The 21,865-nt window shown below is 50.9% G+C and carries 21 protein-coding genes; 10 read left to right on the forward strand and 11 right to left on the reverse strand.

Annotated elements, in window-relative coordinates; all coding sequences use genetic code 11:
- Positions 1-261: 261 nt before the first annotated feature.
- On the reverse strand, positions 262-1,137 hold the full coding sequence (locus DESTI_RS28930; protein WP_014810714.1) for a YkgJ family cysteine cluster protein: 876 nt from the start codon (positions 1,135-1,137) through the stop codon (positions 262-264).
- 116 nt (positions 1,138-1,253) lie between these two features.
- Between DESTI_RS28930 and hisD the strand changes: the two genes are divergently transcribed.
- The 4 genes from hisD (at position 1,254) to DESTI_RS28935 (ending at position 4,776) form a co-directional block, all read left to right on the forward strand.
- A complete protein-coding gene (gene hisD / locus DESTI_RS14480; protein WP_014810715.1) occupies positions 1,254-2,561 on the forward strand; it encodes a histidinol dehydrogenase in 1,308 nt (435 codons plus the stop codon).
- 31 nt (positions 2,562-2,592) lie between these two features.
- Positions 2,593-3,075: a cyclic pyranopterin monophosphate synthase MoaC gene (moaC, locus tag DESTI_RS14485; protein WP_014810716.1), complete on the forward strand. Its 483-nt coding sequence runs from the start codon at positions 2,593-2,595 to the stop codon at positions 3,073-3,075.
- A gap of 66 nt (positions 3,076-3,141) precedes the next feature.
- The gene (locus DESTI_RS14490) at positions 3,142-3,921 is read left to right on the forward strand and encodes a DUF6125 family protein (RefSeq protein ID WP_014810717.1); all 780 of its coding nucleotides are present in this window, start codon (positions 3,142-3,144) and stop codon (positions 3,919-3,921) included.
- 60 nt (positions 3,922-3,981) lie between these two features.
- The gene (locus DESTI_RS28935) at positions 3,982-4,776 is read left to right on the forward strand and encodes a hypothetical protein (RefSeq protein ID WP_014810718.1); all 795 of its coding nucleotides are present in this window, start codon (positions 3,982-3,984) and stop codon (positions 4,774-4,776) included.
- Positions 4,777-4,795: 19 nt separating this feature from the next.
- Here the strand turns inward: DESTI_RS28935 and DESTI_RS14500 are convergent, their stop codons facing one another.
- Positions 4,796-5,665 carry a tetratricopeptide repeat protein gene (locus DESTI_RS14500; protein ID WP_014810719.1) on the reverse strand — a complete coding sequence of 290 codons (870 nt, stop codon included), beginning with the start codon at positions 5,663-5,665 and terminating at the stop codon, positions 4,796-4,798.
- A gap of 311 nt (positions 5,666-5,976) precedes the next feature.
- On the opposite strand from DESTI_RS14500, the gene DESTI_RS14505 reads away from it, so the two are divergent.
- From DESTI_RS14505 to DESTI_RS14520, 4 genes are all read left to right on the forward strand, one after another.
- Complete coding sequence (locus DESTI_RS14505) at positions 5,977-8,058, forward strand: hypothetical protein (RefSeq protein ID WP_041286217.1); 2,082 nt, start codon at positions 5,977-5,979, stop codon at positions 8,056-8,058.
- A gap of 346 nt (positions 8,059-8,404) precedes the next feature.
- Positions 8,405-8,623 (forward strand): hypothetical protein, encoded by a 219-nt coding sequence (locus DESTI_RS29985; RefSeq protein WP_014810721.1) that lies wholly within the window; start codon positions 8,405-8,407, stop codon positions 8,621-8,623.
- 577 nt (positions 8,624-9,200) lie between these two features.
- Entirely contained in the window at positions 9,201-10,292 is a 1,092-nt protein-coding gene (locus DESTI_RS14515) for a polysaccharide biosynthesis/export family protein (protein ID WP_014810723.1), read from the forward strand.
- 37 nt (positions 10,293-10,329) lie between these two features.
- Positions 10,330-10,689: a hypothetical protein gene (locus tag DESTI_RS14520; RefSeq protein ID WP_014810724.1), complete on the forward strand. Its 360-nt coding sequence runs from the start codon at positions 10,330-10,332 to the stop codon at positions 10,687-10,689.
- 441 nt (positions 10,690-11,130) lie between these two features.
- Here the strand turns inward: DESTI_RS14520 and DESTI_RS14525 are convergent, their stop codons facing one another.
- The 3 genes from DESTI_RS14525 to DESTI_RS14535 all read right to left on the reverse strand — a co-directional run bounded on the left by DESTI_RS14525 (position 11,131) and on the right by DESTI_RS14535 (position 13,785).
- Entirely contained in the window at positions 11,131-12,018 is an 888-nt protein-coding gene (locus DESTI_RS14525) for a L,D-transpeptidase (RefSeq protein ID WP_014810725.1), read from the reverse strand.
- Between the two features lie 243 nt (positions 12,019-12,261).
- Positions 12,262-12,849, reverse strand: a complete 588-nt coding sequence (thpR, locus tag DESTI_RS14530; protein ID WP_014810727.1) for an RNA 2',3'-cyclic phosphodiesterase — start codon at positions 12,847-12,849, stop codon at positions 12,262-12,264.
- Between the two features lie 60 nt (positions 12,850-12,909).
- Positions 12,910-13,785, reverse strand: a complete 876-nt coding sequence (locus DESTI_RS14535) for a M48 family metallopeptidase (protein ID WP_052316050.1) — start codon at positions 13,783-13,785, stop codon at positions 12,910-12,912.
- A gap of 47 nt (positions 13,786-13,832) precedes the next feature.
- Here DESTI_RS14535 and DESTI_RS14540 point away from each other — a divergent pair, with 47 nt between their 5' ends.
- Positions 13,833-14,084 (forward strand): hypothetical protein, encoded by a 252-nt coding sequence (locus tag DESTI_RS14540; RefSeq protein ID WP_014810729.1) that lies wholly within the window; start codon positions 13,833-13,835, stop codon positions 14,082-14,084.
- A 49-nt stretch (positions 14,085-14,133) separates the two neighbouring features.
- Here DESTI_RS14540 and DESTI_RS14545 read toward each other — a convergent pair whose 3' ends face one another.
- From DESTI_RS14545 to DESTI_RS14570, 6 genes are all read right to left on the reverse strand, one after another.
- Positions 14,134-14,535 carry a carboxymuconolactone decarboxylase family protein gene (locus DESTI_RS14545; RefSeq protein ID WP_014810730.1) on the reverse strand — a complete coding sequence of 134 codons (402 nt, stop codon included), beginning with the start codon at positions 14,533-14,535 and terminating at the stop codon, positions 14,134-14,136.
- A gap of 47 nt (positions 14,536-14,582) precedes the next feature.
- Positions 14,583-15,503, reverse strand: a complete 921-nt coding sequence (locus tag DESTI_RS28940; RefSeq protein ID WP_014810731.1) for an MBL fold metallo-hydrolase — start codon at positions 15,501-15,503, stop codon at positions 14,583-14,585.
- A 287-nt stretch (positions 15,504-15,790) separates the two neighbouring features.
- Positions 15,791-16,009 carry a translation initiation factor IF-1 gene (infA, locus tag DESTI_RS14555; protein WP_014810732.1) on the reverse strand — a complete coding sequence of 73 codons (219 nt, stop codon included), beginning with the start codon at positions 16,007-16,009 and terminating at the stop codon, positions 15,791-15,793.
- Positions 16,010-16,121: 112 nt separating this feature from the next.
- On the reverse strand, positions 16,122-16,877 hold the full coding sequence (kdsB, locus tag DESTI_RS14560; protein ID WP_014810733.1) for a 3-deoxy-manno-octulosonate cytidylyltransferase: 756 nt from the start codon (positions 16,875-16,877) through the stop codon (positions 16,122-16,124).
- Positions 16,878-17,124: 247 nt separating this feature from the next.
- On the reverse strand, positions 17,125-18,330 hold the full coding sequence (locus DESTI_RS14565) for a DegT/DnrJ/EryC1/StrS family aminotransferase (RefSeq protein WP_014810734.1): 1,206 nt from the start codon (positions 18,328-18,330) through the stop codon (positions 17,125-17,127).
- A 121-nt stretch (positions 18,331-18,451) separates the two neighbouring features.
- The gene (locus DESTI_RS14570; RefSeq protein ID WP_014810735.1) at positions 18,452-19,615 is read right to left on the reverse strand and encodes an iron-containing alcohol dehydrogenase; all 1,164 of its coding nucleotides are present in this window, start codon (positions 19,613-19,615) and stop codon (positions 18,452-18,454) included.
- A 264-nt stretch (positions 19,616-19,879) separates the two neighbouring features.
- Between DESTI_RS14570 and DESTI_RS14575 the strand changes: the two genes are divergently transcribed.
- Complete coding sequence (locus DESTI_RS14575) at positions 19,880-21,841, forward strand: FAD-dependent oxidoreductase (protein ID WP_014810736.1); 1,962 nt, start codon at positions 19,880-19,882, stop codon at positions 21,839-21,841.
- The last annotated feature ends 24 nt before the right edge of the window (positions 21,842-21,865 follow it).

Consider the following 21,865-nt stretch of genomic DNA (forward strand, 5'->3'; position numbering starts at 1 on the left):
CATTCCTGCGGGGCAGGCAGCATAGCCACTGTAGGATGCGATGACCAGCGGGAATAGCATCCGTCGAGGTCTTTCGCGATCGATGCGATTCGCTTCGCTCATCACATCCTACGTGAGCTACAATCACCGCGGGAAGATGATGAAAAATACGTGCCACGATCTGGGGTAAATTTCGACTTTTGAGATAGTTTCGGCACCCCGGTCCCTACTAATACCTTCTTTTGGAGCGTGGGATATACGTCAGAATTCTTGGCACTCGCTTTAATCAGAGGATGTCAAAAAGTATCCGTCCTCGCGTTTTTCCAATTGCAGTCCGTACAAGCCCAGAAAATCTGCCAGAGGTCTTCCGAAGAAGAATTTCATGGTATCTTCGGCCAGCCCAAACCGCTCGGAGATGAATTCACGGACGTGCATATCATATTTCAGCACGTCCAATACGCTGTCTACGGTTTGACCTTTGGTGGCACCTAACCGCGCCATTACACGGGCGAACTCCTCATGAGAACACTTTTCTTCGTGACGCTCGATTATTTCCCAAAGCGCTGGAATGACCGAAAGAAGTGCAGATCGATCCAGCTTCGCGTTGTCCTCAATCGTCGAAATCATCTGAGGATTCCAGCATTCCTGCTTCCGGCATTGTTGAGGTCGATGCTCGTATATGGAACAGCTCTGATCCAATTTCCGGTAAAACGTGCAGGTCTTTTCTCCAGGTATTTCCCGTACTTTCAGCATTTCCTGCTCTGCCGTTCCCGGTTTCTCTTCAATACTTGAGTACACGGGTTCGCCCTTTCGGATCGTGACAATTTCCGAAGGCTTCAAAATATCTTTCCGAAAAAGCTCTATATCTTCGTGCATGAGTGTGGGACTCCCGGTAGTGCAGCAATCTCCACATCGCACACACTGAGGTCTCGTTGCGTATGCCGCCTCAAGGAGCTTCTCACGGATGGCCGACCAGATTTCCTCATCGGTTCTCGTTTCGCCCTCATCGCGAGGAGCGAGTGCCTGCAGGTCGTTGATAACACTTTTTATTACTATCTCCGGATCGACATTCGCGTGTATTTTCCATAGGATCGTCCGGGCCTCCTCTTTCAGGGCAACAAGAAAAAAGTCCGCTTCAGCTTTGTTATATTCGGACATACGCTATCCTTTTCGGGGTTATATCCTGATTTGGTGTGCATCGCTCAGGGCAATATGTATAATACCGTGCAAAATACACTCTGTCTATGGTCTGTTTGACGCGCTAGAGGTCGAGTATGAAGGTTAACTTTTTCGAACTGAGTAAGATGAATTCCGGGGAGCGAGCGAAGCTGTGTCGCAGAACGGGTGTGGATCTGAGAGATCTCAAGATCAGGGTGACTCCAATTCTGGATGCAGTCCGTGACCGAGGAAATGAGGCCGTCAGGGAATACACTGCTCGGTTCGATGGCGTGGATCTGGAACCAGATCTGTTCAGGGTTTCTCTTGAAGACATGGACCACGCGAGGGATTCGCTTCCACAGGACCTTAAAGAGGCAATGGAAGTCTCTATTCGCAATATCCGCGTGTTTCATGAGCGCCAGGTGGAGCCCCCATCATGGGAAATGGAGATAAGTCCGGGAATTATCGCAGGCGAACGCATTGTTCCCATCGCTTCCGTGGGATTGTACGTTCCTCGAGGCAAGGGTTCGTTTCCTTCCATGATGATGATGTCCGGAGTTCCTGCCAAAGTCGCGGGAGTACCGAGAATTGTAGTGGTCACTCCCCCGGATCGACACGGTAAAGCCGATGCAGCAACCATTGCCGCTGCACGTATGATCGGCATTGACGAAGTGTATGCGCTTGGCGGAGTGCAGGCTGTGGCAGCACTTGCCTACGGCACGGAAACCATCGAAAAGGTCGATAAAATAGTGGGGCCTGGTTCGGGATATGTTCTCGCAGCAAAGCAGCTCTTGTCTACAGAGGTCGATACGGGCCTTCCGGCAGGCCCCAGTGAGGCGATAGTGCTCGCGGACGATTCTGCCGATCCGCTCATGGTCGTTACCGACCTGCTCATCGAAGCGGAACACGGACCGGATTCCGCCGCGTATCTCGTGACACACAGCCCTATCCTTGCGTCCAAGGCTCTGGAGCTTATTCCGCAATTGGTTGCAGACCTACCCGAGGGCAGGCGTTCCTACTGCCAGGAGGTGTTCAGGACCAATGGTGGAGTTGTTCTTGCCGAGGACATGGACGATGCTCTCGATTTTGTAAACAGGTTTGCTCCTGAACACCTGCAGATTCTTACTCACAACCCTTCAGCGACATTGGACAAGGTCCAGTACGCGGGTGAAGCGCTGCTGGGCGAATTTACTCCCGGAACACTGGCCAACTATTCCATCGGACCGAACGCGATTCTTCCGACGTCCGGGTTTGCACGAACGGCTTCTGCTCTGTCGGTCCGTGACTTCACGCGCCGGATGTCCTACTCCCAGGTGACTGAAGCGGGTTTTCGGGATCTCGCACCCAAAACTTTGACTCTGGCCAGGTACGAGGGATTCGCTGCACATGCAGCAGCCCTGACACACCGAATGCAGAAGAAATGAACGCGGTAAACCACCGGATGAAAGTCGAGATATGGCTGAACTGACCCATTTTGATGAAAAAGGCCAAGCTGTCATGGTAGATGTCACCGAAAAAGGCATCACCACACGAGAAGCAATTGCTCGAGGACACGTTCGTATGCGGCCGGAAACACTTGATCTTATCCTGGAAGGGCGAGCGAAAAAAGGAGACGTCCTCGGCGTGGCGCGGCTTGCAGGTATCATGGCGGCAAAGAAGACACCGGATCTTATTCCCCTCGCTCATCCGCTCCCGCTTTCTTCAGTAAAGCTGGATTTTTTCCCGGATCGGGAACAGTCACTCATTGGAATACAAGCCACAGTGAAAGTGACCTCGCGCACAGGGGTGGAAATGGAAGCACTCACTGCCGTAGCTGTCGCGGCCTTGACTGTTTACGATATGTGCAAAGCCGTGGACAGGGAGATGGTTGTCTCGGAAATTCGCCTGATGGAGAAGAGCGGGGGCAGATCGGGAGTTTTCAAACGCATAGAGGATTGACGTTTTTTGTATTCCAAGAGCAGATTGTAACGAATGCCTCCGATTTCCCCATGAATGGGAGATTATATGAACGGAGTCACAATGGCGGATGAAAAGACGAAACCTGTCGATGTAACCGAACTCTCAAAAGATGAACTGCTTCGCTTCATTGGGGTAACTCTCGGGGATGTGCTTGTACATTACGGCATGTGGTTCACAGAAGCATTGCACCACCAGGGACCTGATCTCGCTCTGGAAATGGAACGGGATGTGCTGAACCGATATGCCCCCCTGGCCCTGATGAGACTTGCTCCCCATTTCGGGATACAGATGGAAGGCAACGTACCCAAAATCCTGGCCGAGAAATCCAGAGAAGAACTCCTGTTCCTCGCGGGTGATATTGCCAAGACCTGGCTTACCGGTGACGGACTCTGGTTCCAGGCCGTGGAAGCAGCGCGAGGTATGGCTGAAGCGAAACAGACCAATGATACGTGCTGGTCGCATTTTGCTAAAATGGAAGCCTTCAAGCTGAAAGGCTTTCTGGGCATCGGCGCCAATGAAGGCTTGGAAGCACTCGAGCGAGCAATAAAGCTCAGGATCTACACCATTATCAACGCTCATTCTTCTTCCTGGGATCAGGACGGATCACTCATTTTCACGGTAACCGAATGCAGAGTCCAGTCTGCCAGGCGCAAGAAAGGATTGGATGATTATCCCTGTAAATCTGCGGGCATAATCGAATACTCGGAATTTGCCAGAGCAGTCGATCCGCGCATCGCGACCGAATGCGTGTGGTGTCCCCCCGATCGAATACCCGATGATGCGTTTTGCAGGTGGCGATTCAGTATTGATACTTCTCAAGGTTGATCCCAAGATTTACGTGCCATGCGAGAGACAACTATTTGTGTGGCAGACGGAGACATGTAAATGTTCTGGAATCCGCCGGAATGTCCGTGCGATCCTGCTTCAAAAAAGTGGATAGAGGGACGCCTGGAATGGCTCTCCTCTCGATTTCCGCGCAACATCTTCACCGATCGACCTCTGGTGTTGCCGACTCAGGAGTTCTTTCCTCTCGAGTTCGAGCCTTCGAAAGAATGCGCCAAAGCACTCTTTTCCAGAATCTGCGGCTTCATGGGCGTTCCGGAGGACCGCGTCACTCTTAAGTTTTTTCACTCACCCAACAAGAGGACACGGTTCGTTGACGGTACAGGTCGGGACGCGCCAGGGCCGGGCTTTGCCGGGTTGTACACACATTCGTATCGAAGCCACATAATCACATTGGATACAGATCAACTGTATCATCCGGAGCATTTGATCGCCACCATGGCTCATGAACTGGCTCACGGTCGACTTCTTGGAAAGGTTGGAAGGATGAATCATGATGAAGAGCTTCTCACCGATCTCACAGCCTGTGTGCTCGGTTTCGCCATCTTTCAGGCCAATTCGCCGCGAGCCTGGGTCAGCCAGTTTACGAAATGGCCCGGAACAGACTTTAACAAACCTCTCTACATGACATCGCCGATGTTCGGGTACGTTCTCGCGCATCTTGCATGGTTCCAAGACGAGCGCAAACCCCATTGGGCAAAGTACCTCGCCAGCAACGTAATCAACGATTTCAAGGATGCAACGGGATACTTGTTCAAAACTGAGGGGTCTTCATTCCGACCGAAAGGCAGACAACAATCTCGCGGCACCGACTCGAGAAACAAGTCAGGGCAGTGAATCCGCCACAAACAAAACATTACGATTGTTGTGCACGGATCTGCTCGGCTTTTTCCTTCAATGCCTTGGATTCCTCAGGTTTGTCGATCCCTTCATAAAAGTCAGCGAGATTGTCCAATCCTGTTGCCACAATGGGATGATTCGTGCCGAAATTCTTCTCCAGAATATTCTGAGCACGAACGAGGAGGGTCTCGGCTTCTTCATAATTTCCCATTCCCACCAGAGTCGAAGCCAGATTGTTCAAAGAAGATGCTACGTGCGGATGATACGGTCCAAATGCATTTTCCGCAATTTGCAGCGCCTGACGATAGAGCGGCTCCGCATCGCGAAATCGCATCTGGGATTCGTACATGCCTGCCAAATTGTTGAGAGACTCCCCCAGTTGCGGATTGTCCGGACCAAGAGTCTTTTCCTGGATTACTATAGCCCTCTCGTACAGAGGTTTCGCAGCGGGAAGACGTCCCATGGCACGGTTCACTGCCGCCCGGTTCAGCAAAGAGGTCGCCACATCGGCATGGTTCGGCCCCAGGGCTTTCTCCAGGATCTCCACTGCTCGTTTTATGAGATTGTCCGCTTCAACAAGCCTGCCCTGCTCGAAGTACGCGCCCGCAAGATTATTCAGTGAAGTGGCAACATCAGGGTGTATGGGGCCGAGTGCTTTTATGCGTATATCGAGTGCGCGTTTCCATAGCGGCTCCGCGTCTGTATACTGCACTTTAGCTCGATACATTTCAGCGAGATTGTTTAAGGCCCGAGCAACCCGAGGATCTTCGGGGCCGAAGCTTTTCTCTGCTTCTTCCAGAGCTTGCTTTCCGGCTGCGATTGCTTCCGTGTATTTTCCGTTTTGGAACAACTCTACCGCTTGTCTGTTAAGATCTTCCCAGGTCATAAGCACTCCTCATACCCCGAGGCCTGATGGTTCTTTCCTCTATAAGTACGGCATTCTGAGGAAATCTGTCAACGCTCTATCGCTTTCCGGATTACGCAAGGCTCGAAGAAGATTTGTCGGACGTGTTTCACGGAAATGCAAAAAGATTGACCCGCTTTACGAGGTCACGATAAAGTTGGAGGTCCGGTGTTCGCGGAAACAGGACCTTTAGCGCACTCCACAGTTGTACCAGGACGGTACCAAGACTTTAGCAAGCCTGTTTCTGCCGAGCGGAAATACCCAGAGAACAATTACAGATGAAATGCTTGTCTATGTTTGATCGATCACGAAGGAAGGAAAACTTTTTCATACTGCTGGTCCTTGTGATCGGTATTTTAGCTTTTTTTCATCCGATGATTCTTTCCCGGTTCGCTTTGGTACAGACCGATCCCGGAGACACCCGCTTCAACAACTATATTCTGGAACATTCTTATCAATGGATAGCGGGAAATCCCCTCCACAAGAGTTTTTGGGATTGTCCCATCTTCTACCCGTGTAGGAATGCGACTGCCTTCTCGGACATGCTCTTGGGGTCTGCTCCGATCTACTGGTTTTGGAGAATTCTGAGTTTCTTACCGGACACTTCTTTTCAGCTTTGGATGATTACTGTCGGAATATTGAATTTTCTCGCCAGCTTGCTGTTTCTTCGACGCGGTTTGGGTCTTTCCTTGATTGCTTCAGCCGGCGGAGCCTACTTGTTTTCATTTGCGTCCATGAGGGGTACGCAGCTCAATTATCCTCAACTGCTGCCTCAATTTTTTACCATGATAGCCCTCTTCTGCCTTTGCAGAATGTTTGTGCGTCTTCCAGAGCAAGGAACCTACGCAAATAGACGGAAGTGGTTTTGGACTGTAGTCTTTGCTGCTGCAGTCGCCTGCCAGGCCCTTGCAGGCATATATCTCGGCTTTTTTCTCTTTCTCGGTCTTATGATTGCCTTAGCAGTATCTCTTGTGTTCAGAGAACCGAGGAGATCGCTTCTTCTGTTTGCACGGCTTAACTGGCTTCCTTTGGTCGTTTCCGCACTTGTCGTTACGCCCGTTTTGGCATGGACGGCATATCACTACAATTTGGCCAAGACTCTCGTGGGGACCCGTGCATGGTCGGAGGTGGTCCTCATGATCCCTACCCTTAAGTCGTGGATCGACATGGGACCGTGGAATTATGCATATCAATGGTCTCGAACGTGTTTGGATTTTGCAGACATTCACAATGAACCGGCACACCGAATAGGAATCGGTCTTGTCACTATAGCTGTGTCTCTCACTGGTATGATTCGGCTCTTCAGAGTAAGTTGGGGTAAAGTAGTGGTCTGCAGTACCGTTATAATGTTCGCTACAGCACTTGTGTACTATGGAGATCTGTCTCCTTGGGTACTGGTTTTCAAGTATGTTCCGGCTGCAGATGCTATCAGGGTTGTGACTCGTGCTTCGTTTCTGATTCTGATCGGGATCTGCATCGGCGTTGCCTACGCAATAAACGGAATCAGAAGCTCTACTCTCGCTATCGTTTTGCTACTTTTCATCTTCGCAGAGCAATTTCAGACTACACTGGCTTACAACAAATACGAGACGAGAGACCGAATTGCGAAAATAGCCCGCGAGATTCCCAAGGATTGTCGTTCTTTCTACTGTGTGTTCAATGTGAAATCTCTCTCGGGACGCCCTTACTGGGCCTATTCCCAATTGGATGCAATGTGGGTTCAGTTGGCCGTAGACATCCCCACGGTCAACGGGTTCAGCGGCAACATTCCACCTGGATGGGCTCCACTGGCGGACCAAATATTCTTCGATTCACCCTCGGGCCTATTCCGGTGTAAGATAAACAGCTTTCAATGGGCAGACCTGAACGGCCTTTCCAGAAACGACATTTCTGTTGTTCCGTTCCCCAGTTGGCCACAGAATCTCAAATTGTCCGAGCTTGCCGGTTTCGATGTCATCCCGGGGAAAGAGGAATCCAACCACTTTTTCGGACCTGGTTGGGGACAGGATGAATTCGATGGTGATGAAGTCTGGACGTGGGCGATTGCAAGACAAGCCAAGCTCTTTGTTCCCCTTTTACCAGGGCTGAAATATACAATGTCCATTACGGCAGCGCCCATGGTGGCGGAGCATCTCAAACAGAGGGCTTCGGTAACGCTCAATGGCAGGTTGGTAGCAACACTGTCATTTGCGGATCGAGTCCAGATTTATGCGGTGACTCTGCCAAAAGAGCTTGTTCATGATTTAAACAAAATCGAGTTCAATTTCGATTACGCCATATCCCCGGCACAACTCGGAAAAGCATCAGATACTCGGGATCTGGCTATGGCATTGTTCAAAATACGCTTTGAAGCGGTACACTCAACGGACGAGTAGCTGCAACATCCGATACCCAAGAATAAGGGTAGGCACTAGGCCTCCCCCTACGAAGATGGCGAATCGTGCCACGATTTGTCATGCCTTCGAGAATTTTGCGACAGTCTCTTCATTGCCGGAAATTCGTGCATCAGCAGCCCTTCCGGGACTCGAACATCATCATATTTTTCTTTGACCGGCAAGGAATCGCCGACCTGTTGTTCCGGGGCCCGCGGGATTCCTCCGGAACAAACGACCAAGAGCGCGCTAAGTTGGCCCACATGCCCGTCGAATGCTGACCGCTCGGGAGGCAGGTAAGGCTTCAGTCTCGGGCGGTGTTTGAGAGTATTTTGTCTGAGCAGGGAGGATGCCGGTGAGCGAAGCGAACCGCATCGTCGATGCCAGAGCGTCTGAATGCCTGTCATTGCGAGCGAAGCGAAGCAATCCCCTGAAGGTGCAGGCAAGTATCAGGAGATTGTCCCGCGAGACGCGGGATCGCTCCGCTCCTCGCGATGACATGTCTCCTAACGTCGCACCTCCGTGGGTAATTGAAGTAACACTTCACCAGCGCCAACCATTCAGTTAAGCATGGAGAGAGGTTTCTTCAGCCTCGAAGGGGCTGCCCAACAGTAGCCGTGGGTGCAAGCCCACGGAAGCAGAACGGCAAATCCTTTGTCTTCATGACCCTGAAAGGGTCCACCAATGACATTTGGGAATCATTGCCTGTTGGTGGACCCTTTCAGGGTCGTTGAACCGTGCTTATGGACATCGCGCTGTCCACGGGTTGACGAGAATGTCTCAAAAGTCGAAATTTATCCTAAATCGTGGCACGACTTCCTTCTTCCCGGCAATGAATTACCAGGCTATTATCCTACGTCCCTCTGGGACGTCAGCTTCCTGAGCCGCGAAGGGGCGGCAGAAAATAGCCCGGGGCTTCAGCCCCGGGTGGTCAGCGTGGCACGATTCTGGGTGTCAGCACAGTTTTGAGACAGTCTCTGACACCCATGGCTACTATTGGGCCGCCCTTCCAGGGCGCAGAATCCCTAGTGCCTGCTCGTAACTGAACGATTACGAGGCAGGCGAGTTTTTCTTGAAAATTATTCAAAAATCTGCTATAGACGCTTACAGAAGTTAAGATTTTACTTTAAGTAAATTGATTAAATATGGATAAATTTAAAAGAATCTTAGCGCGCAGATTCATCGGAGCCGCCCTCCTCGCCCTTTTGCTGGGAGGATGCATCGGGCTGATTCCCTCTCCCTTCAGACCCTACCCCGGCCCCGCCAAGAATCCGCAACTTCATGATCTCGCAGAGGCTTTCGACATTGTATGCCGCAACTACCGGCTCGGCCCGGACGATTTGCTCACCGTTAATTTCCAGACTGAATGGACCATTCCCGCGGGGTCATACAAACTTGATACTCTGGACGAGATTGAAATCGAATTTATTCTCGATCCTGAATTGAACAGAAGAGTGGTCATTCGTCCTGACGGAATGATAACGTTGCCGGGCATCGGTGACATTAAAGCCGTCGGTCTTGCGCCTGAGGAGCTTTCAAAGAAGATCGAAGAAAAATTCAGGAGTGCGAATATCTTGCGGAATGGAGACATCGACCAGCGCTTTCGGAATTATCGTATGGTTACGGTGTCAGTTAGTCAATTTTATCAGAAAGTTCAGCGGCTCGTGGATTCATTGACCACATTGACCTCCGGTCAGCAGACACAAGTGACCGTCAAGCCGGACGGCACGATAGATCTGCCCCTCTTGAAAGATCGCATTCTGGCAGCCGGATACACGGTCAGCGATGTGGAGCGGACCGCCAATAAATTGTACCGTCAAGGCGAGTTGAAACACGTTGTGGCCTCAGTAGCCCTTTCTTCGGCAAAATCAAGAAAAGTTTACATTCTCGGCGAAGTTAATAATCCTGGCGCTTACGAAATTCGCCAGCCGATCACCGCATTGCAGGCGGTTGCTCTCGCTGGCGGACACCGACAAAATACTGCGGATCTCACCAGCGTTATACTCATTTCAAAGAACGTCTACGGCAAACCTATCGGTCGAAGGCTTGATTTGAAACGTATCCTCGACGTCGGAGACATGGCTTCGGCAATACTGGTCAAACCCTACGACGTGATTTACGTGCCCAAAACGTACGTCGCAGATCTGCGGGTCTTCATGGAGCAGTATTTCTCCACAGTTGCCGAAGTGGCCAGTTTCGTGAACACCCTTGCTGACATCGGAGAAAAAACGAACTAGAATAGTAGAGAGTCAATGATGAGTAAGGAGTTTTCTCGTGCCAAGAATCTGTCTCCTCCTGATGCTATTCTTCTTCATCTCCCTGGAGACTGTCGACGCTTTTTCCCTCAGACCGACGATCACCAAGGACAAGGAAGAGTACACGTTTGAGGAGTGTCCCAGCACATTGCGCCAGGCCCGGCTCAAGGCCAGAAAAGATGCTGCGAAATTCACTGCGATGCATCCAAAAGGTACCTGGAGTAGTTTCTTTGCCAAAAATGACGTACGAAAGTGCTCGCCTTATATTAAGAAGATCTATTTCGATGCAGCCAAAAGTTCGTTTTCCTACAAATCCCGCAGTCAAAAGCGACTTTCCCGACTTTCCCCCCACAGATTTCGCACTATGCGAGATCGGTGAAGTCTTCCTCGGTTCGACGGAGCTAACCTGCAAATCCATATACGGCCTCGGTCACATTGAGGACATTGCCTCGCTCCCCTCGCTATGGCATGCCTTCCGCGGGAATTCGCTTTCTTAAAGTAAGTGCCAAACTAATATCCGCGGATATGCGACAGAATTTTTAGCACTGACTATAAACCTGATTTGGGCAGCACGGAGGCCGCCCACTACCGCTTTACGATTGAGTCAGGACAGGACGCGTGATACAGTATCAATTGTAGTTTGAGTATTGGGTCTATTTTGGGATCCGAATATGCCTGAGAGGCAGGGGGCATTCACAATGCGTGAAATTTTGAGCTGGATTGCTTATGCACTTTTTCTCATCGGCGGGATAGTGTTGCTCAGGTGGATAGATGCGCTTTATCGATGAAGTAGATTGTACTATGATCTCGATGACTCCCATTATCGAAATACGTCGAAAAGGTTCTTGAGACCTTCCTGAACGTGTGTAAGCCCCCCCTGGATAATCGAAGCCAAGTCGCTTTCTTCATATACCGAATAAGAATCTCCTATCACCACTTCAACGGGTTTCTTCAGCCAGTGATACGAACCGCGGTCGTTTTGTTTGAGCGGACCGACTCCGGCAGCCGCGATGATAGCCTTCTTTAACGAGCAAGGGTCCGGAACCCGTATACACCCTGCGGACACAGCCCCGAACGTTGCCGGTGAAATATGTCGGCCAGGGGGGATTGCCGCGGCCTGAAGTCCATGAATCCCCAGTTCCCGGTGACGCTGGCACCTCCCCCGTGCATCGCAGACAAGGAGAGGGGCGAAAAATCCGTTGTAAAGACCGGGTATCGGTTGTCCTGAAGCATCAAAGAACACCACATCGGGATAGCAGTAGACATGGTTTATGAGAAAGCTGCCGTCCGGCGTGGGAGAATGAACATCGCCCAGCGCTATGAAGGTGCGGTAAATGTCGTGCACCGTGTTATCGTTCGTTGTGCCTTCCACGAGCAATTCAAAACGGTTTCTGTCTATCAAAATGCGTATGGTCTTGAACTCGAAGCCCCTGTTCTCCCGACCTTCCTGGGCAAACTCCTGCCAATTTGTATACAGTTGCGGCAAACAGGGGTCATTCGGGGCAGTAAGAGGTGGAGGCACATAGATGGATTCCGGCTCTTCCGACGGCTTCTCCGGTTCAATTGTATAGGGCACCGGCTGGATTCGTTCGGCCACTGCCGGAGAGGTCTCCCGGGCGTACGAAGAATCCGCCCCGTATGCAGAGAATGTGGTTATCAGGATGGCACATAACGAACAGATCGGCAGACAATATGGTTTGAGGCCCAATTTCGTCGCTCCGTCTAATCTTGACGGTTGCTGTTCTAGCTGGACTGAATCTGCGTGTCAACAGGTCTGTTACCAATGTGCGTTCAAAGAAGTAATCCCGTCACCGGCGGGAGCAAATGCGGTCCCGGCATGTCTCCGAAGCGAAGTCAGGCGGTGCCGTTCGTAGCGAAGGAGACATGCCGGGACCGGTAAATAACAGGTTTCTCAATATTCCCTTTATGAAAGCACATTGGTATGTTTCATTTATTCAGGGCGGAAATCGAACCTGAAGATTTGGGAATATTCTGCTCCTGAAGGCTTTAGCACGCTCCGAAACAGGATTGCGCGATCTGCAGTGAATGAAGGCCCTGCAACGTCCGTTCTCTCGCGGATCCCCTCCACAAGGTTTGCGATCCCTTTATTGGATCGAACTCTCCCCAGGGTAAGATGGGGTTTGAAAGCTCGTTTCTCTTTGGCAAATCCGAGCGGTGCTAATGCATCCTCAAGCCTGATCGCGAGATTGGACAGATCTGAGGATTCGTCAGAGCACCCTGCCCAGATGACTCGAGGACGTCGAAAATCCGGGAACACCCCGATCTTGGACACCTTGTGAACCGATACTGCCTGCTCCCGACAAATCGGCCGAGCTGCTTGTTCAATCTGCGCCAGCCGATCTGCGGTGATTTCACCGATAAACTTCAGGGTCAGATGCATTCCGGCGGGATTGGTCCATTTGACGTCGCCCCCGCATTGTCTTAATTCTTGTGCAACACTCTTGAGAAAAGACTTGACCTTATCGGGCAATTCAACAGCAAAAAAGACTCTCACGATTTGGCTGCTGCTCTCAAACATTTCGTAGCCTCCTCATGGCAAGCAAAATGGCTGCAGAGCCATCCATCCGATACATTTCTTCTACAGCGGCATCCCAAGGCCGTACTTGGCCGGAGCTTTGGCATAGAACTTTTGTGCTTCAGGAAGGCTTTCATTGAGCTTTCGCACACGCTCTCCATCCGCCGGATGCGTAGAGAGCCATTCCGGAATCGGAGGCTTGGTAATTTTAGCCATCCTTTCCCAGAGGCGAACGGACTCGGACGGATCGTAGCCGGCGGAAGCCATGTAGATTTGACCTATTCGGTCAGCTTCCGTTTCATGAAGACGACTATACGGCAAAATAACCCCGACCGTTCCGCCCATTCCCACAGCAGCTAGAAGAAGGCGCGATTTCCGATCGAGATTCCCGTCTTCTCCTTTGAGAATCTCACCGCCGACCGTGACTGCTCCTTTCACAGCAAGCTGTTGCGTCAATCTTTCTGCTCCGTGTCTCGCGACGGCATGGGCAACTTCATGTCCGATTACAGCCGCCAGACCTGCCTCATTCTTCACGTACGGCATGAGGCCAGTGAAAACAACGATCTTTCCGCCCGGAAGACAAAAAGCGTTCGGTGTATCCTTCTCAATTACTTTGACATCCCACGCGAAACCAGGTTTGTCCACGGATTCAGCGGCTTTGCTTATTCTGTCCGAGACCTGCTTCACGGCTTGGTTGAACCGTTCGTCACTACATGCTTTTTCTTTGGACACCACGTCGTTGAAAGCCTTGAGAGCAACACTGTTCAACTGATTATCTGAAATCATATTGAGTTGACGTCTTCCCGTATGGGGAACGGTCGCGCACGCTGCCAAGACGATTGCAATCAGAGTAAGAATAGCGGCTTTTTTCCGTAAGCGGCCCCAAAGGATCACTTTTTTGTCCTTGCGGTATAAGACTTGATTTATCAAATAGTTCATGCTAAACATTTGTTGAATGCTTCACTCCGACTCTCTGGAGGTTTGCCTTGAAGTGCGAAAAATGCGGTTACATAAGCTTTGATTATAACGTGGCCTGTCCTTCTTGCAACAAGGACCTGAACATGATCCGCAGAAAACTCGGTTTGCATTACAAGCCACCTGAGGTGGATTTCGACGAATATTTCACCGGGTCCTCATCGAGTTACCGGGCAGCCTCTCCAGCGGCCGCGTCGAAACAACAGGAAACCGAACTGGATCTTGGTTCAGGCGAGGAATTCGAATTCACTTTGGACGACTAGGTTTCCGAATGGATTTGTGCTCCGGGATTACATCTCCCGGAGCAGCGACTCAATCCTCTCTCGGTTCCAGTGGCCAGGCGCCTCGATCCTGGAGAACCTGTCTGAGCACTCTTAAAGCCTGATTTACCACAGGCATTCCGCCATAGATCCCGCACTGAAAAATCACCTCAGCAATATCATGAGGACTACAGCCGACGTTTAGGGCCGCATAGATGTGGAGCTTCAGTTCTTCCTCTCTTGAGAGAACAGTCAATGCGGCTATGGTTATGAGCTGACGTGTCTGGTGAGGGATCTTCTCGCGGGCGTACACTGTGCCCGTAACAAAGAGTGAAAGGTCTTTGGCCAACTTTTTGTCAAACGATCTCCACAGATCGAAAGGACGCTCGTCCGAATAGCCGTCAAAGTAGAGCTTTGCGGTCTTTGCAGTCTTTTCCTTCAGATCATCAGCCATAAATACCTCCATAAACTACTATCTGACGCAGCAGATATTCTTCCGGTTCAATGGATTACCTTCAGGCCGTCACGGGTTATGAATACCGGGCAAGGCAGCTCATAGTCCTTGTAGATACGATCGAGCACATTCTGCCATTCATCGCTGCAGGTGGGGACAGGATAAGGAAGATCCGATCCCGGTATGGTTAACGGTGACCGGGGAGGGATTTTCTTCATGAAATTGTTTCCCGGGTCTCCCGGGACAAGATCCATGTCGGAAATATGGACGAGATACACCGCTTTCCGGGGTTTCCAGCGCTTTATGTAATCCAATGCGGATTGAAGGCTCATGTGAAAGGGACGATTGAATTCAGGTTCGTGCAGCCAATGGGCTTGAATGACGAGAACATCCGGGTTCTCGAGCAACTGCGGCTCATCGTCGATACGCATGAAATCGGAAGTATACACCAGTTTGCCATATTGTCCTGCCGTATTGGTTTCAAAAATATAACCCACCGAACCGGCCGCACTGGGACCATGAAAGGTCTTGAAAGGAGTCACTCTTGTCTTCAGTCCGTCAAGCATCATCCCGGGGACGGCGATCCTCTTTTCCACCAGAGATCCGAGAAGGTAGCCGAACCGTACTTCGATGCCTTTCCACGCCGTTTCTGTCGCGTACACAGGGATAGGGTGCCAGGCGTGTGCTGGGATAGATCTGCGAAACACCAGCAGATCGTCCATACCCAGGAAATGATCTCCGTGCTCGTGAGTTATCAGCACTGCATCAGGTCGCGTGAGGTGATTTGCCTTCATCTGGAGTCTCAAGTCAGGACCGCAGTCCACGAGAAGAGACTCGTCATTCCTGATAAGGAGTGAAGTTCGCGTCCGCTCTTCTCCCAACGCGTTCATTTTGGAGCATATTGCGCAGGTGCAAGAGTATTCCGGCGTGCACCACGCTGCTCCTGTCCCCAGAAACAGTATCTCCATGCCCAATCCTCTTAGAGAAATTTCCAATCAAGCTTAGAAGGAATAACCTAAATGCCGCATTTACGCAAGTCTTTGAAGGCATTTCTGAAATGATCGTCTGAAGGACAGGCTTCTCGGACGGAATTATTCGCCGACTGGAGATGCAAGGCAAAATTCGACATTCGTATTGGCAAAAACAAACACAAGTCCAGCCGAACGCGAACTAATGCTGTGACATAATTTTCAGCGGTTCGGTTTTAGATGTGGGGAAAGTGAGGAGTAGCCTGGAAGACTTCCTGAAACCAAACTTATTTGCCCCTGTACACTATCAGGCCGTGCGTCAGATCATATGGTGAAAGAGCTACAGTCACTCGATCGCCAAGAAGAACCTTGATACGAAAACGGGACATTCTGCCGGACAGCTTCGTACGAATACTCCTTCCGTCATCGGTTTCGACCTGATACATGCCACCGGAATGAACCTTCACAACTGTCCCTTCAACTTTAACATTATCGTCTCTGCTCATATTCTTCCTTTCTCCAGGGATCGCTCACGGCGATCGTTGCACAAAAGACCGCTCTAAACTCAGCCCCCATTTTTCGATTCTGCACGAAATATGCATGCACCATTAAGTTTTGTCAAACTATCTTTCTATATGTTTCCCGGACTCGTTCCAGGTCCTCGGGGGTATCTACCTCGATGGAATCCATATCCGTAATCACCACTTTGATTCGAAACCCGTGTTCCAGTGCACGTAGTTGCTCCAGCCGCTCCGATTTCTCGAGAATAGTCTGGGGAAGATTTGCGAACACCTGAAGGAAATTGTTCCTGTATGCGTAAATCCCATGATGTTTATAATAAACGGGTAGAATGGCAGATCCCTTATAATAGGGAATAGTCGCACGGGAGAAATACAAGGCGAAACCGTGAACGTCCATCACAGTTTTGACGGCATTCGGATGATGTATTTCCTCGTCCCTGACGATCCTGTAAATTAATGTACTCATCGGAATGGACGGATCGGTCACAAGCGGAGCGGTCACTTCCTTGATCATAATCGGATCGAAAAGGGGCTGGTCTCCCTGAATGTTGACCACTACAGCATTATCCTGCAACTGCAATATTCTTGCAGCTTCGGCGATGCGATCCGACCCGGAAGGATGCTGATTTGAGGTCAGAACTGCTTTTCCTCCGGATGCTTCAACAGCCGAAACAATATCATGCGAATTCGTGGCCACGTACACGGCGTCCAAAATTCCCGACGTCATTGCACGTTCAAGCACGCGAACTATCATCGGTTTGCCCAAGATATCCGCAAGCGGCTTACCGGGAAATCGGCTGGATTCGGCTCGTGCAGGGATGAATCCTATTATTTTGTGCAAATCCTTCGACATATCCCCAGGTCTCGATGAAGTCCAGGTCGCTTTTTCTGAGAGATGTTTCGGTCGTTCGTGAGTTCCAATACTTACGAGGTATATCGAACTTCAGACATTCTTCCGCGTAGCGATAGGTTCTTTTCACGAGCCGGTGCGTACCGGCTCATGATCGGTATCCCATTATTGCCAACTCGAATTCCGCTGATCTATATCAGGTACTGTTTGGGAACGTCGTCCACAGCCAGAATTTCGAGATAAAACTCTGTCACAGAATCTCTTCGGCAGCAGCCTGTAATTCCACCACCATGCGCCGCAAATGATCTTCGTCCATTTGCAGGAATATGGGCAGCACAACCGTCTTCTCGAGAATTGCCATTGTCTGCGGCAGCATCTCTTTCGAATAGGTCATTTCGCTTCCGTACAACGCACCACCGAACGGATGAGGACCGGGCCAGGCTGTCTTCCTCTCGAGAAGGTGTTCCCAATTATGTATCAGATGCCAGAGGTTGTTCTTGAAGTAGATCGCAGCAATTCCTTTTGAGGCAATATGCTGTTGAAAGGCCTGGGCCTTTTCCGCAGTTGGAAGGAAGAAGCATACATGGGTGTAGCTGTCCTTTCCTTTCTCCGGAATCTCTCGCATGACAATTCCGTCGCGGCTTTCGAGAGTCTCTCGAATGAGTTCCTGATTCTGCTGTTGCCGCTGGATTATGTCCTCCAGCTTGCTGAGCTGAGCCAGCCCCACAGCTCCTTGAAGCTCATTCATACGGTAGTTGAATCCCAGGAAACTCCGCCCATCCAGAGCCCGCCCCACATTGGGATTGTGCTCATGCCCGTGATCTGCGTATTCCGAAGCGCGCTGATATAGTTCCCGATCGTTCGTGATGACCATTCCACCTTCACCTGTGGTAATAGTCTTGTAGAAATCGAACGAGAACGTTCCCATATCACCCCAGGTCCCCAGGCGTTTGCCGCCTACTCCTGCTCCAAGTGCCTGAGCCGTATCCTCGATCACTTTCAGATTGTGTTTTCTTGAAATATCCAAGATCTCCTGGATCCGAGCGGGCGACCCCAGCATATGGACCGGGATCACGGCCTTGGTTCTCGGGGTTATTTTCTTTTCCAAATCTATAGGGTCCAGATTCAGCGTTTGGTCGATCTCAGCCGGCACGGGTACCGCGCCTGCTTCGATTATTGCTTCGAATGTAGCGATAAAGGTAAACCCCTGAGTGATGACTTCGTCTCCGGGACCGATACCGAGGGCAGACAACGCTACTTTGAGAGCGGCCGAACCGGAAGTAACCGCCTGAGCATAAACCGCTCCGGTGAATTGAGCGAATTTATCTTCGAATTCCTTGACCTTATAAATTCCTTTTCGTTCGTTTGGGAACTCGTAACGAAAGAGTATTCCTGTTTCCAGAACATCGTTAATATGCTCTTTTTCTGTTTCACCTATCCACTCGTATCCTGGCATGAGACCTCCTGACAAACACCCGGACATTCAGCCTGAACTATTTGTCAGCACTGATTGCGGGATTCACCACCATACCTGCACGGCTCCCCGGATCCTTCCGTGGAGCCGTGCAGGGCTTATATCAACTAAACGCCATTTCGTAAATAGTTTGAGCTTCTTCTTCTCCGAGTTTCCTCGGATTGTTCTCAACCGGTCGAGTTACCTTCAGAGCAGCTTCCACCAGCATGGGAATGTCAGATCGGGGAACACCGGCATCAGCCAGGCTTGAGGGAATTCCGATGTCGCTACACAGCATGAACACACTTTCAACTGCCTGCTCGGCAGCTCGTCGCAAAGGAAGGCCCTCCACGGGTTCACCGATTGCCGAGGCTATCATGGCAAAGTGCTTTTCTGCAGCAGGCAAATTGAATTCCATTACATACGGGATCAACATGGCATTTGCCAGACCGTGGGGTATGCGGTAATTGCCCCCCAGCGGGTATGCCAAAGCATGGGCCGCACCAACCCCCGCATCGGCAAGGGCAAGGCCTCCAAGAAGGCTTCCCATCAGCATCTGTTCCCTGGCATCGATATCATCCCCGTGAAACACCGCACGCCTGAGATTGCCGGATATCAACCGAATAGCGGTCAACGCGAGAGCTTCCGTGAAGACCGTGCTGGATAGACTGCTTACGGATTCTATTGCATGGGTCAATGCATCCATACCGGTTGCAGCAGTAACATGGGGCGGCAAGGGCAATGTGAGTTCAGGATCGAGCAAAGCAACGCCAGGAAAAAGGAACGGGCTGTTTATCCCGCCTTTCGCCCGGGTTTCCCGATTGGTGAACACTGCAGTAAACGTTACTTCCGCACCTGTTCCCGCTGTAGTGGGAACCATTATGGTGGGAGTGCCCGGCAATTCGACTTTGTTCAGACCGATATAATCCTCAGCCTTCCCCTCATTCGTGATAAGAACTGCAGCCGCCTTTGCCGTGTCCATGGCGGACCCCCCGCCCAGGCCTACTACGAGATCCGCATCTACTGCACGTCCGAGAGCCGCGGCTTCCTCCGCATTATCCATGTACGGTTCGGGTTCTACTGCTTTGTAAACCTCTCCCGTAATTCCGACATCATTCAGTGCAGAAAGCGCCTTGTCGAGAATTCCGACCTGCTCCAGCGCCGGATCTGCCACAAGAAGATATTTTCCTGCACCCGATTCGCGGGCCAATTGCCCGAGATTGGACAACGCCCCTCTTCCGAAGACGACTCTCGTTTTGATCTGGAAATTTCCCAATTTTGGCAGCATGCGACTCCTCGTCCCAAGATGGATCTAGAAAAAGCCTTCAGTTTATATCAGAAAACCCCCGCACCGGCAAGATAGGCGTGCATACAATTCGCTTCAGGAAATGTCTCTCATGTCGATTTCGCTCTCGCGCTCAATTACCTATTACACAAGTCAAGTTAATCGATTATCCGCACCAAAGCAGTCGTTTGGCTCTCATTCTTTCTTTTCTTTTTATCTAAAAGAAAGTAAACTGAAAATACCGGACCATCCGGACTGGAGCGGCCCATGAAGAGACTCAGATTCGGAAGATGGGGAAGCGTTCTGGCGGATCACCGGCATGGTGATGAGATCACCCGGAGAAAAACCGAATCTCTCCCTCCATTAGCAAGTTTTCCGCCAAACGTAATAGCTTTAATGAGCGGCAAAGGTCTTCTCGTATTTGATAACGAGTTCAACTTTGTGCCAATGATTCGTGAGTACCTGGCACAGATTCAAGCCAAATATTGTTGTGGGAAGTGCATCACAGGAATAAAAGGTTCCAAGATTGTGTCAGTGATCCTGGACAAAATGATGCAAGGTGGCTCAGCGGAATCGGATCTCGATGTGCTGTCCAGAATGGCGGACATTCTGAACGATGCTGCCAAATGTTCTGTCTGTCAGAGTGCAGGGGAACTCCTGAAAGATGGGCTCACTTTCTTCAGGGATGACTTCCTGGATGCTGTGAGGAATGGAATTTCGGAGAACTCTGTTCGATATATCGGAAACATTTCCGCCCCTTGTATGAATACGTGTCCCTGCCACATCAATATTCCCGGCTATGTGGAAATGCTGCAAGAGCTTCGTTATGAGGAAGCACTGCAGATTATCCGTGAAGAAATGCCACTACCCGGAATAACGGGCAGAATTTGTCCTGCTCCATGCGAGAAGGCGTGCAGCGTAGCGAACATGGGAGACGTGGCGATACCTATCAAGACGCTGAAAAGGGTCGCTGCCGATTATGAGATGCTTCACGCTATCGAGCCCCCCTTCCAACGAGTCGAACTGAATGGAAAACCTATAGCAATTGTGGGCGCAGGACCTGCAGGTTTGGCTGCAGCGTACTATTTGAACCGCTTCGGCCATCCTGTGACTGTCTTTGAAGCACTTCCAATCCCCGGGGGGATGGTCGGCGTCGGAATTCCGCCCTATCGTCAGCCCCGGGATGTTCTTCAGAAAGAGATTGTTCAAATTCAGCGTCTCGGGGTCGAGTTTCGATTCAAAGCTCGGCTTGGCAAGGATTTCACCATTCAAGATTTGTTTGACCAGGGATTCAAGTCGGTTTTCCTGGGCGTCGGGGCGCATAAGTCCTCGGCTTTGGCTCTCAAAGAAGAGAAACAGCGAATCAAGGGTGTTTTTTCCGGAGGGATCGATTTTCTGCGGGACCTCAATCTCGGGAAAAAAATCCAAGTGGGCGAAAATGCGATCATAGCCGGCGGAGGTAATACCGCCATTGATTGCGCTCGAACCTGCCTCAGGATGGGTGCTTCACAGGTGACCGTCGTTTACAGACGGACTGAACGAGAGATGCCGGCGGATCTAGAAGAGGTCGAAGATTCTCGTGAAGAAGGGATCAAATTCCTCTTTCTCACACAGCCCGTTGCCGTACTCTCCGAGAATGGCAGAATGACTGGGCTCAGATGTATTCGGATGGAGTTGGGGGAGCCGGATCGATCCGGAAGAAGAAGGCCGGTTCCGGTGGAGGGGACAGAATTCGATCTTGCCGGAGACACGCTTATCCCCGCCATCGGGCAGATTGCAGATCTCGAATGGCTCTCAGGCGACGACAATATACAGTTTTCTCGAAAAGGGGCCATAAAGGTGGATCCCGTGACCATGATGACGTCTCGTCCTGGCGTATTCGCTGCAGGCGACGCTGTCAGTGGTCCATTGACTGTGGTTCATGGCCTGGCCGGTGGAAAACGGGCTGCTCACATGATCCATCAATATGTCACGACAGGTTCATGTAAGGCTACAGAACAACAGTGGATGGATGATTTGATCGCAAATATCGAAAAGGATTACGGCGTGCTGGTCACCGCACGCAGCCCTCTTCGGGAGGGCGGAAAGGTAGTGAGGAACAAACTGGACGTCCACGATCGAATTGGGCATTTCCTCGAGGTAGATTCAGGATTCACCCAAAAGGGGTCATTCATCGAGGCCAGCAGATGTCTCAGGTGCTTTCACCTGATACTGGCAGCGGTGAAGTGAACGCCGGCCGAGCGTGCTCTACCA

The organism is Desulfomonile tiedjei DSM 6799, assembly GCF_000266945.1.
In the GTDB taxonomy this organism is placed as follows: Bacteria; Desulfobacterota; Desulfomonilia; order Desulfomonilales; family Desulfomonilaceae; genus Desulfomonile; species Desulfomonile tiedjei.